At 59.4% G+C, this 13,794-nt stretch carries 8 protein-coding genes; 5 read left to right on the forward strand and 3 right to left on the reverse strand.

What is annotated here, in order from left to right; all coding sequences use genetic code 11:
* Entirely contained in the window at positions 1–996 is a 996-nt protein-coding gene (cra, locus tag N7D90_RS03750; protein WP_261740937.1) for a catabolite repressor/activator, read from the reverse strand.
* A 340-nt stretch (positions 997–1,336) separates the two neighbouring features.
* Here cra and ptsP point away from each other — a divergent pair, with 340 nt between their 5' ends.
* Genes ptsP through N7D90_RS03765 form a run of 3 tightly spaced genes read left to right on the forward strand, consistent with a single transcriptional unit; the run spans position 1,337 to position 6,887 of the window.
* Positions 1,337–4,198 carry a phosphoenolpyruvate--protein phosphotransferase gene (ptsP, locus tag N7D90_RS03755; protein WP_261740938.1) on the forward strand — a complete coding sequence of 954 codons (2,862 nt, stop codon included), beginning with the start codon at positions 1,337–1,339 and terminating at the stop codon, positions 4,196–4,198.
* Positions 4,198–5,139 carry a 1-phosphofructokinase gene (gene pfkB / locus N7D90_RS03760; protein WP_261740939.1) on the forward strand — a complete coding sequence of 314 codons (942 nt, stop codon included), beginning with the start codon at positions 4,198–4,200 and terminating at the stop codon, positions 5,137–5,139. Before ptsP ends, pfkB begins: the two co-directional genes overlap by 1 nt.
* 11 nt (positions 5,140–5,150) lie before the next feature.
* Complete coding sequence (locus N7D90_RS03765; protein WP_261740940.1) at positions 5,151–6,887, forward strand: PTS fructose-like transporter subunit IIB; 1,737 nt, start codon at positions 5,151–5,153, stop codon at positions 6,885–6,887.
* 145 nt (positions 6,888–7,032) lie between these two features.
* On the opposite strand, the gene N7D90_RS03770 is transcribed toward N7D90_RS03765, so the two are convergent.
* Both N7D90_RS03770 and N7D90_RS03775 read right to left on the reverse strand, forming a co-directional pair.
* The gene (locus tag N7D90_RS03770) at positions 7,033–9,567 is read right to left on the reverse strand and encodes a PepSY domain-containing protein (RefSeq protein WP_261740941.1); all 2,535 of its coding nucleotides are present in this window, start codon (positions 9,565–9,567) and stop codon (positions 7,033–7,035) included.
* 241 nt (positions 9,568–9,808) lie between these two features.
* Positions 9,809–12,112 (reverse strand): TonB-dependent receptor, encoded by a 2,304-nt coding sequence (locus N7D90_RS03775; RefSeq protein ID WP_261740942.1) that lies wholly within the window; start codon positions 12,110–12,112, stop codon positions 9,809–9,811.
* 217 nt (positions 12,113–12,329) lie between these two features.
* Here N7D90_RS03775 and N7D90_RS03780 point away from each other — a divergent pair, with 217 nt between their 5' ends.
* Positions 12,330–13,010: a Fe2+-dependent dioxygenase gene (locus N7D90_RS03780; protein WP_261740943.1), complete on the forward strand. Its 681-nt coding sequence runs from the start codon at positions 12,330–12,332 to the stop codon at positions 13,008–13,010.
* 2 nt (positions 13,011–13,012) lie between these two features.
* Entirely contained in the window at positions 13,013–13,774 is a 762-nt protein-coding gene (locus N7D90_RS03785) for a tetratricopeptide repeat protein (RefSeq protein WP_261740944.1), read from the forward strand.
* Positions 13,775–13,794: the final 20 nt, after the last annotated feature.

Below are 13,794 nucleotides of genomic sequence, written 5' to 3' on the forward strand. Positions count from 1 at the left end.
TCAGGCCTGATGAATCCGTTGTTTGAAGGTTCGGGCAATCGCATGGATACCAGGCACGTAGCTTTGCTCTTCAATGGCTGCAAGTGCCAGGTTCAGGGCTTTTTCGGCAATCAGCTTATGTTGCTGGCCCATGGCATTGACCGGCAGCGGCAGGAAGTCCAGCAGTTGGGTGTCGCCAAAAGTGGCCAGACGCAAGGGCGGACGTTGGCTTGGGTGCTCCAGCAGTGCGTCGAACATACCTTGCAAAAGCACGTATGAAGTCGTGATCAGCGCTTCGGGAAAGTGCCCTTGGCGTGCCAGCAGATCATCGATGATCCGGCGCCCGCATTCGCGGCTGAACGCCGTGCCGTGCTCGATCAGGACTTCACCCTTGAATCCTTCCACGGCTTGCCTGAAGCCTGCCTCACGGGCCTGGCTGACGCTCAGCTCAGGGCGCGCGCCGATCAATACAATTTGGCGTGGCAAAGGATGCAACAGGCTGCGGGTCAACTGCAGGCTGGCTTCGCAGTCATCGCTGATCACCGAGCAAAAGCGTTCTGGCTCCATGGTCCGGTCAATGGCAATGATCGGCATGCCCAGATCCTGCAACTGGCGGTAGCTGTCATCGTCATCGGGCAGGCAACTGGCGACGAACAGGGCATCGCAACGACGGGCACGAAACAACTTGAGCAACTGGCGCTCACTGTCCGGCGCATCGTCGGAGCTGGCGATCAGTAGCTGATAGCCACGAGCGCGAGCGCCTTGTTCGAGTTGCTTGGCCAGGCGCGCATAACTCGGGTTTTCGAGGTCCGGGAGGATAAACCCCAGCGTGCGCGTGTGCCGGCTGCGCAGCCCGGCTGCTTGCGGGTTGGGGGTGAAACCGTGCTCCTCGACCACCGCACGCACGCGCTCCACCGTGCTGCTGCTGATGCGCTGCTGCTCGGCTTTTCCATTGATGACATAGCTGGCAGTCGTTACGGAAACACCTGCCAATTGAGCGATATCACTGAGCTTCACGCCGATAATTCCTTATTTTTTGTAGTACATGTCGACATTCTGGCCAATCCTAACCCATAAAGGCAGCCGACCATCGTCTGCCATCGGTGTACTGTATTTTTTTGCAATATTCGCTGGCTGACGCCAATCAATGCGACAAGTTGGACTTCAAGCGCGAGCAATTATGCAGTAACGTGCCGGACATTCTTGATTAAACGTTTCAGCAGGCGTATTTAAAGGCACTTATTTCGGTAGTGATGTACTTGCCACACATCCGCAGACGCTGCCCGGAATGAGCGACCCAAGCTGACTTAATTCAAAACAATACCGAGTGCCATTGAGTACCGGAAAAGGAGAACGCATGCTCGAGCTCACCATAGAGCAGATTTCCATGGGCCAAACGGCTGTGGACAAGTCTGCGGCGCTGCAATTGCTGGCCGATAAACTGGTTGCCGATGGCTTGGTGGCCGAAGGTTATCTGAGTGGCTTGCAAGCGCGTGAGGCTCAGGGGTCGACCTTTTTGGGCCAGGGTATCGCCATCCCCCATGGCACACCTGAAACCCGCGAGCTGGTATTCACCACGGGCGTGCGTCTGCTGCAGTTCCCTGAGGGTGTGGATTGGGGTGATGGCCAGATGGTGTATCTGGCGATTGGCATTGCGGCCAAGTCCGACGAGCACCTGCGTTTGCTGCAACTGCTGACCCGTGCCTTGGGCGAAACCGATCTGGGCGAAGCTCTGCGCCGTGCCAGTTCTGCCGAAGCCTTGCTCACATTGCTCCAGGGCGCACCGCAAGAGCTGGCGCTGGATGCGCAGATGATTGGCCTGGGCGTGTCCGCCGATGATTTCGAAGAGCTGGTATGGCGTGGCGCTCGTCTATTGCGCCAGGCTGATTGCGTGAGCAATGGCTTTGCCGCCGTGCTGCAACAAGTTGATGCGCTGCCGCTGGGCGATGGCCTGTGGTGGCTGCACAGCGAACAAACGGTCAAGCGTCCGGGGCTGGCGTTTGTAACCCCGGACAAACCGATGCGCTACCTGGGACAGCCGCTGAGCGGCCTGTTCTGCCTGGCCAGCCTGGGCGAAGCGCATCAGGCCTTGCTTGAGCGCTTGTGTGCGCTGCTGATTGCCGGTCGCGGTCATGAATTGGGCCGGGCCACCAGCCGCCGCGCGGTGCTCGAAGTGCTGGGCGGTGAGTTGCCGGCTGACTGGCCGAGTGCGCGCATTACCCTGGCCAACGCCCACGGTTTGCATGCGCGCCCGGCAAAAGTCCTCGCGCAACTGGCGAAGAGTTTTGAGGGTGATATCCGCGTCAGAATCGTCGATGGCCAGGACTCGGCCGTCTCGGCCAAGAGCCTGAGCAAGTTGCTGAGCCTTGGTGCCCGTCGTGGTCAGGTGCTGGAGTTTGTTGCTGAACCGAGTATCGCCAACGATGCATTGCCCGCGTTGCTGGCTGCGGTTGAGGCGGGTTTGGGGGAAGAAGTCGAGCCGCTGCCGACCCTGGTCGAAGCGGCGCCGTGCGTGGCCGAAATTGCCACGCTGATCACCGCCCCGGCTGCCGGGAGCGTGGTTCAGGCCATTGCCGCCTCGCCCGGTATTGCGATTGGTCCGGCCCATATTCAAGTGCTGCAAACCTTCGATTACCCCCTGCGTGGCGAGTCGTCCCTGGTTGAGCGCGAGCGTCTGCAAAAAGCCTTGGGCGAAGTGCGTCAGGACATCGAAGGCCTGATTTCGCGCAGCCAGTCCAAGGCCATTCGCGAAATTTTTATCACTCACCAGGAAATGCTCGACGACCCGGAACTGACCGATGAAGTCGAGTCGCGTCTCAAGCAGGGCGAAAGCGCCGAAGCTGCCTGGATGTCGGTAATCGAAGCCGCCGCACGCCAGCAAGAGTCCTTGCAGGATGCGCTGCTGGCCGAGCGTGCAGCCGATCTGCGTGATATTGGTCGCCGTGTATTGGCCCAACTGTGTGGCGTTGAAACCCCAGCCGAACCTGACCAGCCTTATGTGCTGGTGATGGATGAAGTCGGCCCGTCGGACGTGGCGCGCCTCGACCCGGCTCGGGTTGCGGGGATCTTGACCGCCCGTGGCGGTGCTACCGCCCACAGTGCCATCGTTGCTCGTGCGCTGGGTATTCCGGCCTTGGTTGGTGCGGGCGAAGCGGTGCTGCTGCTGGCGCCGGGCACTGAACTTTTGATTGATGGCCAGCGCGGCCGTTTGCACGTTTCACCGGATGCCGAAGCGCTACAGCGCGCCACGCAGGAGCGCGACAGCCGCGAACAGCGTTTGCTGGCCGCGTCCGCTCAGCGTCATGAACTGGCGGTGACCCAGGATGGCCACGCGGTTGAAGTCTTCGCCAATATCGGCGAAAGCAAAGGCGTCGCCAGTGCAGTCGAGCAGGGCGCCGAAGGCATTGGTCTGCTGCGCACCGAGCTGATTTTCATGGCCCACTCCCAGGTCCCGGACGAAGCCACGCAGGAAGCCGAATACCGTCGCGTACTCGACGGTTTGGACGGGCGGCCTCTGGTGGTTCGCACCCTGGACGTGGGCGGCGACAAGCCGCTGCCGTACTGGCCAATCGAGAAAGAAGAAAACCCGTTTCTGGGCGTTCGTGGCATCCGTCTTACGTTGCAACGTCCGCAAATCATGGAAAGCCAATTGCGCGCTTTGTTGCGCTCGGCAGACAACCGCCCGCTGCGCATCATGTTCCCGATGGTCGGCAGCGTGGCCGAATGGCGTGCCGCGCGTGACATGACCGAGCGTCTGCGCCTGGAAATCCCGGTGGCCGATTTGCAACTGGGGATCATGATCGAAGTTCCGTCCGCCGCTTTGCTGGCGCCGGTTCTGGCCAAAGAAGTGGACTTTTTCAGCGTCGGCACCAACGACCTGACTCAATACACTCTGGCCATCGACCGTGGTCACCCGACCTTGTCGGCCCAGGCCGACGGTTTGCACCCGGCGGTGCTGCAACTGATCGACATCACCGTGCGCGCGGCGCATGCCCATGGCAAATGGGTTGGCGTGTGCGGCGAATTGGCGGCCGACCCACTGGCAGTGCCAATACTGGTCGGCTTGGGTGTGGATGAGCTGAGCGTGTCGGCGCGCAGCATTCCTGAAGTCAAGGCGCGGGTTCGCGAGTTGAATATGGATCGCCTCAAAACCCTGGCCGCGCAAGCCTTGAGTGTTGGCAGCCCGGATGAAGTCCGTGCATTGGTGGAGGCGCTCTAATGGCCCGCGTTCTGACCATCACCCTCAACCCTGCACTGGATTTGACTGTGCGCCTTGGGCACCTGCAGCCGGGCGAAGTCAATCGCAGCCCGATGATGCTGACCCATGCCGCAGGCAAGGGGCTGAATGTCGCGCAAGTGCTGGCTGACCTGGGCCACACGCTGACCGTGAGCGGTTTTCTGGGCGAAGACAATCAGCATGCATTTGACGCATTGTTCAAGCGCCGTGGCTTTGTCGATGCATTTATCCGCGTGCCCGGTGAAACCCGCAGCAATATAAAAGTCGCCGAAGACGATGGCCGCGTCACCGACCTTAACGGGCTTGGGCCGCTGGTCAGCCCGCAGGCACAACAAGAATTACTCGAGACCCTTGAGCGAATTGCCCCCGGCCATGACGCGGTGATCGTGGCTGGCAGCTTGCCGCAAGGGGTCAGCCCAGAGTGGCTGCACGACCTGCTGCTACGTTTGAAGGCGCTCGGTTTAAAAGTGATTCTGGACACCAGTGGCCAGGCCTTGAAACACGGTCTGGCGGCCGGCCCGTGGTTGATCAAACCCAATGCCGAAGAACTCAGCGATGCTTTGGGTTGCGATATCAGCAGCCTGGAAGCCCAGATCGCCGCGGCTGGCCGCCTGCAGGCGCAAGGCGTTGAGCATGTGGTGATTTCCCATGGGGCCGATGGCGTGAACTGGTTCAGCCGCGCACCGGCCTTGCAGGCGTTGCCGCCCAGGGTCAGCGTCGCCAGTACCGTGGGTGCCGGTGACTCGCTGCTGGCGGGGATGGTTCACGGCTTGCTCAGTGGCCACAGCCCCGAACAGACCTTGCGCACCGCCACCGCCATTGCGGCCATGGCGGTCACTCAAATCGGTTTTGGTATCAGCGATGCGGCGCACCTGGCGACGCTCGAAAGCGGCGTTAGCGTTCGCCCCCTGACAGAAGAATAAGAGGGATACACATGAAATTAGCCATTGTGACGGGCTGCCCCAACGGCATGGTAACCAGCGTGCTGTGCGCCCGTTTGCTCGATGCTGCTGCGCAGCGTCAGGGCTGGAGCACCAGCGTTGAGGTGTACGACCCCAAGCACCCGGAGCGCCAGTTGTCGGCGGCCATCATCGACGAAGCCGAGTGGGTGCTGCTGGTCAGCAGCACGCCGCTGGATATGCAGCGTTTTATTGGCAAGCGGGTGTTTCAGAGCACCCCGGCCCAAGCCCTGCAAGATGTAGAAGCGGTATTGCAGCGTGGGGTCAAAGAAGCTGAAGTCTATGTTGCCCCTGCACCTTCGGCTCAGGTCGAGAGCATAAAGCAGGCGCCTAAAATCGTTGCCGTGACTGCCTGCCCGACCGGCGTGGCGCACACCTTTATGGCGGCCGAAGCCTTGCAACAAGCGGCCAAGCGTTTGGGCTACGAGCTGCAAGTCGAAACCCAGGGTTCGGTCGGTGCACGCAACCCGTTGAGTGCCCAGGCCATCAGCGACGCCGATGTGGTGCTGCTGGCAGCGGATATTGAAGTGCCCACCGAGCGCTTTGCCGGCAAGAAAATTTACCGCTGCGGTACCGGCATCGCCCTCAAGCAAGCCGAAGCCACACTGAACAAGGCGCTGAGCGAAGGGCGGCAGGAAACTGCTGCGTCGGCCGGCGGGGCACCCGCCAAGCAGGAAAAGACCGGGGTCTACAAACATTTGCTGACCGGTGTGTCGTTCATGTTGCCGATGGTGGTGGCGGGCGGCCTGCTGATCGCGTTGTCCTTCGTGTTTGGCATCTCTGCATATAAAGAGCCCGGTACGTTGGCAGCAGCCCTGATGCAGATCGGTGGTGATGCGGCGTTCAAGCTGATGGTGCCGTTGCTTGCGGGTTACATCGCCTACTCGATTGCCGACCGTCCGGGCCTGGCGCCAGGGATGATCGGTGGTCTGTTGGCGAGTACTTTGGGGGCCGGGTTTATCGGCGGGATCATTGCCGGGTTTCTTGCGGGCTACTGCGCCAAGGCGATCAATCGCTATGCGCGTCTGCCGCAAAGCCTGGAAGCGTTGAAACCGATTTTGATCATCCCTTTGTTTGCCAGCCTGTTTACCGGTCTGGTGATGATTTACGTGGTGGGCAAGCCGGTCGCCGGGATGCTTGAAGGCCTGACTCATTTCCTCGACAGTATGGGCACCACCAACGCCATCCTGCTGGGTGTGTTGCTGGGCGGCATGATGTGTGTCGACCTTGGCGGGCCGATCAACAAAGCCGCTTATGCGTTCTCGGTTGGGCTGCTGGCATCGCAAAGTTATGCACCGATGGCCGCTACGATGGCTGCGGGCATGGTGCCGCCGATCGGCTTGGGTATTGCGACCTTCCTGGCCCGGCGCAAATTTGCTCAGACCGAACGCGAGGCCGGTAAAGCGGCGTTGGTGCTGGGGCTGTGCTTTATCTCTGAAGGTGCGATCCCGTTTGCCGCAAAAGACCCGCTGCGGGTGATCCCAGCGAGTATTTTGGGCGGTGCGTTGACGGGCGCACTGTCGATGTACTTCGGCTGCAAACTGATGGCCCCGCACGGTGGTTTGTTTGTATTGCTGATCCCGAATGCGATCAACCATGCGCTGCTGTACTTGCTGGCAATTGTGGCGGGTAGTTTGTTGACGGCAGTGGTCTATGCGGTGATCAAACGGCCAGAGCCGGTTGAGATGGCGCTGGAGGCGGTGAAGGCTTAAGACCGCGCCGTCTGCTTCGCGGGCAAGCCCGCTCCCTCATTAGTTTTATATCGACGCAAACTTGTGGGAGTCGGGCTTGCTCGGGATGGCATCACTGCGATGTAACACATACACCGCAGTGTTGTCCCACAATGGATCGGTATCGTTAATACACATCCCGCCGATAGCGCCCTTGCTCGATCAGTAACTCCACCGCTTCAGCCCCCAGCATATCGATCAGCGCCTGATCCACGCCCGCCGCCATCCCCTGCAAACTGCCGCAAATATAGATAGCGGCGCCATCAGCCAGCCACTGGCGCACTTCATCAGCGGCTTCCAGCAAGCGATCCTGTACATAAATCTTCTGCGCCTGGTCCCGCGAAAATGCCAGATCCAGCCGTGCCAGATCACCACTGGCCAACCAGCCTTGCAACTCATCGCGGCAATAGAAGTCGTGCTCGGCGTTACGCTCGCCAAAGAACAACCAGTTGCGCTGCTGACCCTGAGCAATTCGGCCCTTGAGCAAGCTGCGCAGCCCCGCCAGCCCTGTGCCATTACCCAGCAGAATCAGTGGGCAGGGTTCGGCCGGTAGATGGAAGCCGCTATTGCGCCGCACGCGCAGGCTGATAGCCGAACCGACGGCAGCATGTTCAGTGAGCCAGCCCGAACCGATCCCCAGACTGCCATCATCATGGCGTTCCTGCCGCACGATCAATTGCAGCAAGCCATCTTGCGGGATCGAGGCAATCGAATATTCGCGCATGTTCAGCGGGATAAGCGCATCTACCAGGGCCTGGGCGTGCATGCCCACCAGATGGCCGCGATTTTCCGGCAGTTGGCGGCCTGCCAGCGCCTGGGCCAGGGTTTCCTGCAGGCCATCGAGTTGCACTTGGGTGTCAGCCGATAGGCCCAGGCCTTCAAGGAAATGCTCAACCGCCCAGCTCGAGTGCCGGGGCATGACTTCCACTAGATCACCCGGCTGCCACGAGTAGCTTGCGTCGGGCGCGCTGAGCCCCAGCAGGTAAACCCCCGAGCCGCAGCTGTCGGGGTTGAGCAGGAGGCGCTGAGCAAGGGGCCAGTTGTTGTAGCTCGGCGCCTGCCAGTTGGCTGGTGGCGCTGCGCCAGTGAGTTGGCTGAGCTGTTGCTGCCAGTGATGCAGCGCCTGAGGATCGCCACTGTCCACTTGCACCGGGCTAAACAATGACTGCGCACCGCGTTCGCTCAGCCATTGCTGAACCCGTGTCGCAAAACCACAAAAGTTCGGGTATTGGCGATCGCCCAGTGCCAGCACCGAATAGTTGAGTGCGTTCAACGCCAAGGGCTGGCCGAGGACTTTGCGTTCAAAGCCGCGTGCGCTGTCGGGTGCTTCGCCATCGCCAAAAGTGCTGACCACAAACAGTGCGTTACTGGCCTGTTGCAAGTCGTCTTCACTGAGTGTGGCCAAAGGCTGAACCCGCACCGGCAACCCGGCTGCCTGCAATTGCCCGGCAGTCTGCCAGGCCAGTTGTTCGGCAAACCCGCTCTGGCTGGCAAAGCCGATCAGCCATGACGGCGCATCGTTGCTTGCGGCGGCAAAACCCTGGCGTGCCTGTTTGATCTGACGCTTTTTACGGCGCCGGTCCAGGTACAGTAACCAGCCGGTAATAAAGAACAACGGCATGGTCAGGCTGGCGATGGTCACCAGAATGCGACCGGTCAGCCCCCAATAGCTGCCCACGTGGAGCGCGTAAATGCTACCGAGTAGTTGCGCCTTGTAACTTTTGTCTTCGTAGCGATCATGTTTTTTCACCCGACCTGTGGCCGGGTCAAGGCTGATCATGTTGAACGCACGTTCGTGGGGTGAACTGTTGAGCAGGTAAAACACCGTGGCCGGTTGCCCGGCCACAGGCGGCATACGTACGTTGTACAGACTCAGCTCTGGCCCGGCAGCTTTCTGGATACTGGCCCAGATCGCGTCATAGTCAGCAACCGGAGCTGGCCCTGCAGGCCCTGGCTGGCCGCGGCCACCTTTGCGTTGCTCGCTGTTGGGGGTGTCCGAAAACAGCTTTTGCAGGCCCTTGTTGTACCACTCGTAGGACCACGATAGACCGGTCAGGGCAGCCAGCAGGTAAAAGATCATGCACCAGGTTCCGGCTACGGCGTGCAGGTCCCAATTGAAGCTGCGGCCTTTTTTCGCCCAGTCCAGGGTCAGCCAGGTGCGCCAGTTCAACGCTTTGCGCGGCCAGCGCAAGTACAGGCCCGAGAGGCAGAAGAAAATCAGCATCAAGGTACAGGCGCCAGTGATCTGGCGACCGGTTTGGCCCATGGCCAGAAAGCGGTGCAGTTGCAGCATCAGGTCGAAGAAGCCCTGGCCGCTGGCATCGCCTTGGTAGGCGCCGGTATACGGGTCGACATAACGCAGTTGGCCACGGCGCTCACCCGGTGGTGGGGTGAAGAAGATGCGCGCGGCAGTGCCGCTGTCCACACCCACCCACAGCATGGAAACCTGTTTGCCCTCGGTGGCTTCGACCCTGCGCACCAGTTCGGCGGGAGGCAGCACGCCGCTGTCGAGTTTCTCGACCTTGAGCACCGAAGGGTTGAGCAAGTTCAGCAACTCGTCCTGAAACGACACCGTGGCACCGGTTATCCCCATCAGGGCCAGAACCAGCCCTGCGGTAATCCCGAAAAACCAGTGCAGCTGAAAAAGTGTTTTCTTAAACACAACGACCGCCTTGCTTGCTCAATTGAATGCTTCACGGCGCAGTTTGCCGTGTACGTCATTTATACATTTGTGTAGCGCCCGGAACATGTAGCCGCTGACGAGGTACGAGGCTGCGATGGGCTGCGCAGCGGCCCCCGTCGGCGGTCCTGCGGCCCGCATCGCAGCCTCGTACCTCGTCAGCGGCTACACACAAAAGCCCCGGCCATTGAATGGACGGGGCTCTGTTCAGCTCAACTTCGAATTAGAAGTGGAAGCTGGTGGTCAACAAGGCTGTACGGCCTGCTGCCTGGCTGGCGAAGTGCGCAGCATAGGCTTTGTCGTAGTAGGTCTTGTCGGTCAGGTTCTGTACGTTCAGTTGTAGATCGATGTTTTTGGTCAGCTTGTAGCTGGCCATTGCGTCGTAGCGGGTATAGGCCGGGACGTAAACGGTGTTGGCGGTGTCGCCGTACACTTCGTCAACATAGAACGCACCGCCGCCGATGGTCAGCTTTGGCATCACTTCATAAGTTGTCCACAGGCTGAAGCTGTTTTTCGGGGTGTTTGGCATTTCGTTGCCTTTGTCCGACACGGCAGTGGTATTGATACTGCCGTTACGGTTGCCTTTTTGGCCTGGATCAACCAGCTCGCTCTTCAGGTAGCTGTAGCCTGCAAACACTTGCCATTTTTCGGTGATCTTGCCGCTGGCCGACAATTCCAGACCGTCAACGCGGGACTCACCGGCGTTTTGGTAGGTGAACGAGTCAGTCAGGACGCGGGTGTTTTTCTTCTCGGTACGGAATATCGCAGCCGTCAGCGACAGGCGATCGTGGAACACATCCCACTTGGTGCCCAGCTCGTAGTTAACGGTTTCTTCCGGCTTCAGGTCGCTGGTAATGTTGCTGCCCTGGGCAATCAGACCGTTGCCTTCAGCGCCTTCACCCACAATGCCACCTGGTGGGGAAGCTGATGTCGCGTAGGAAACGTAAACGCTACCGTTATCCAGCGGCTTCCAGACCAGACCGGTCTGCCAGTTGAAGAAGTTGCTGTCGTTGGAGGCTTTGGTGCGGCCGGTTGCAGCGTTGGTGTTGGCTGTGGTGCTGAACGCGTCATAACGCAGACCGGCGTTCAACAGCCATTTTGGATCAAGTTCGATCGTGTCGAACACGTAAGCCGCCTTGGTCACGCCAACGGTGTTGGTGCCGTAGTAGTTGCGCGCTTCAGTACCGGTCCAAACGTCATTCGGATTAGGGTTGGACAGCGAGGTGCACTGGCCACCGCTGTTGCCGACTTTGTCCGGTGTGCAGTTAGGGTTGCTGTTCGGGGAGACGGTATAGCCGCTGGCCCGGGTTTCTTCACGGGTGAACTCGACACCTGTGGAATAGGTGTTCTTGAAGCCCATGACCTGGAAGTTACCAAACAGATCGGTCTGGTTGGTGGTGGTTTCGGTAGTCGAAACACGGGTGTTGGCTCGACGCCACACGGTGCCGTACTGGTTAACGTTGTGCTGGCTATCGTCTGGCTGGGTCAGGATGTAGTCCTGGCCGGTGTTGCCGTGACGGAAAGTGTTCTTCAGGGTCATCGCGTCGCTGAAGTCATGCTCGAACGAGATGGTGCTGATGTCGACGCGGGTTTTGCGGAAGTCACGGTCTTTCAAACCGTAAAAGTTGCTGCTGTCACCGCCATCGGTTGGCTTGTCGTGACCATGAACAGCTGTTTTTGAGCTGTTGCTGTAGCCATACGGAATGCCCGAGTCCGGCAGATCGTTGCTTTCCAGGTGGTAGTAGCTGACGTTCAGGCGGTTTTCAGTGCCCAGGCCGAAGGTCAGCGATGGCGCAACGCCCCAGCGGTCGTAGTTGACCGCATCACGGCCCGAGACATTCTGCTCGTGGCTCATCAGGTTCAGGCGGAACGCAGCGGTGTCCAGGAACTGACGGTTTACATCCACGGTGTAGCGACGGGTCTGGTCGGAGCCGTAGGTGAAACCACCGTTGGTGAAGTCACCCAGCTTAGGGGCCTTGCTCACCATGTTCAGGCTGCCGCCTGCCGAGCCACGACCACCAAAGGAGGAGTTCGGGCCTTTGCTGACTTCGATCGACTCGATGTCAAAAATTTCACGGGTCTGGCCGCCAGCGTCACGCACGCCGTCCAGGTACATATCGGCCTGAGCGTCAAAACCACGAATAAACGGACGGTCGCCCTGTGGGTTACCGCCTTCGCCTGCGCCGAAGGTGATACCCGGAACAGTGCGCAATGCGTCTTGTAACGAGGTGGCTGCGGTGTCTTGCAGCACCTGCTGAGGGATCACGGTGACGGAGCGCGGGGTGTCGACCAGAGGTGCGGTGTACTTCTGGGAGCTGGCTTTCTCGACCTGATACGACTTTTGATCTTGAGCCTCACCGGTAACAGTGGTCGCGCCAAGGGAAATACTGTTGCCCTGTACCTTGCTGTCAGTGCTTTCAGCAGCCTGAGCCATATGGGCTGCAGACGTCGCGGTGATAGCGACACCGATGGCTGAAGCCAGCAAACGCGGTGAGCTGACGGGTATTTTTAATTGTTGGCGCGACATTTTAAGATCCCTTCCCCCAGAATTTGAGCCGCGAAATATAGTGCAAACAATTCTAGCTATCAATTGAGAGATATTACTATTTGCGCTAAATTTACAATCTTTACAAATTCCCTTTACGGTTTTTTCACACTCGTTCGTCTATGGACCCTTAACAGGGTTTTACACATTCAATAAGAATCAATACCATTGCCATCCCTTTGCTATCAGGTATGGCGTCATGTTGCTGCATATCCCCGGCTTGTTTTCCCGTGATGAGGTGCAGCGTATTCGTGAGGCGCTGGAGCAGACAGAGTGGGCTGACGGCAAGATCACCGCAGGTTTTCAATCGGCCAAGGCCAAGCACAATCTGCAATTGCCCGAAGACCACCCGTTAGCCAAGGAAATTGGCGTAGCGATGATCGACAGGCTGTGGAAAAACCCGCAGTTCATGTCAGCAGCGTTACCGCACAAAGTGTTCCCGCCGTTGGTGAACTGCTACACCGGTGGCGGCAGTTTCGACTTTCATATTGATAACGCCGTGCGCCAACCCAAAGGCAGCCCCGAACGGGTACGTACCGATCTTTCGGCAACCCTGTTTTTCAGCGATCCCGAGGACTATGACGGCGGCGAGCTGGTGATTCAGGACACCTACGGTGTGCAGCAGGTCAAGTTGCCTGCTGGCGATATGGTGCTGTACCCCGGCACCAGTTTGCACAAGGTTAATGCCGTCACCCGTGGGGCACGCTTCGCATCGTTTTTCTGGACCCAAAGCCTGGTGCGCGAAGATAGCCAGCGCACCTTGCTGTTTGAGATGGATGGCGCGATTCAGCAACTGACCCGCGATGTACCCGATCATCCATCGCTGATCCAGCTCACCGGCACGTATCACAATCTATTGCGTCGCTGGGCTGAGGTGTAGCCATGAGCTTTCAATTGCGCCGCGAAGAAGTTCTGGATGGCGACCAACTGAGCGCCATGCTGGTTGAGAACCCGGCGAAAGCGGCCCAGGCCATTTTACTGGCGGCCAAGCAAGGCATCGTCGATGGCCAGGCCTTGCTCGGGCAAATTCTGCTCGACGGCCAGGGTATTGCACGTGATCCCGTACTGGCCAAACGCTGGTTTCAGATTGCGGCCAATGGTGGGCACTTGATGGCCCGCAACATGCTCGGCCGCTGCTGGGAGCATGGCTGGGGCGGGCCGGTGGACTGCACTCTGGCGAGCCTGGAGTATCGGCAGGCAGCAGAGGGCGGGCTGGATTGGGCGCTCTACAATTACGCCAATCTGCTGGCCACTGGTCGCGGTGTGGCACAAGACCAGGACGCGGCGTTCAAGTTGTACTGGGTGGCGGCGCAGGCGGGCCATGCCAAGTCGATGAACCTGGTGGGGCGTTACCTCGAAGCGGGCGTGCATTGCCCGGGCGATAAGCCTGCGGCGTGTTTTTGGTACGAGCGCTCAGCCCTTGGCGGTGATTTTCGTGGCCAGTTCAGCCATGCCTCGGTGTTGGCCGAGTCCGGCAATATCGATGAGGCGTTAATCTGGTTTGAGCGTGCACTTGCAGGCGGCAATCTGAATTTTTTACGGGTGAGCCGGGCAGCCCTGCTCGAGGCTCGCGAGCCTCGTGTCCAAGTCCTCAGCGATGCTTGGCAAGCGCGGATTAATGCGTTGCAGAGCAACAACTTCTGATACTGATTACGCCGTGCGAG

Origin of the sequence: Pseudomonas fragi, assembly GCF_025426255.1 — a bacterium.
GTDB lineage: Bacteria > Pseudomonadota > Gammaproteobacteria > Pseudomonadales > Pseudomonadaceae > Aquipseudomonas > Aquipseudomonas kulmbachensis.

What these genes read in the sequence shown, in the direction of transcription:
- ptsP (WP_261740938.1), top strand. Translation starts at nt 1,337, where the DNA reads ATGCTCGAGCTCACCATAGAGCAGATTTCCATGGGCCAAACGGCTGTG.
- N7D90_RS03765 (WP_261740940.1), top strand. Translation starts at nt 5,151, where the DNA reads ATGAAATTAGCCATTGTGACGGGCTGCCCCAACGGCATGGTAACCAGC.
- pfkB (WP_261740939.1), top strand. Translation starts at nt 4,198, where the DNA reads ATGGCCCGCGTTCTGACCATCACCCTCAACCCTGCACTGGATTTGACT.
- N7D90_RS03785 (WP_261740944.1), top strand. Translation starts at nt 13,013, where the DNA reads ATGAGCTTTCAATTGCGCCGCGAAGAAGTTCTGGATGGCGACCAACTG.
- N7D90_RS03775 (WP_261740942.1), bottom strand. Translation starts at nt 12,112, where the DNA reads ATGTCGCGCCAACAATTAAAAATACCCGTCAGCTCACCGCGTTTGCTG.
- N7D90_RS03780 (WP_261740943.1), top strand. Translation starts at nt 12,330, where the DNA reads ATGTTGCTGCATATCCCCGGCTTGTTTTCCCGTGATGAGGTGCAGCGT.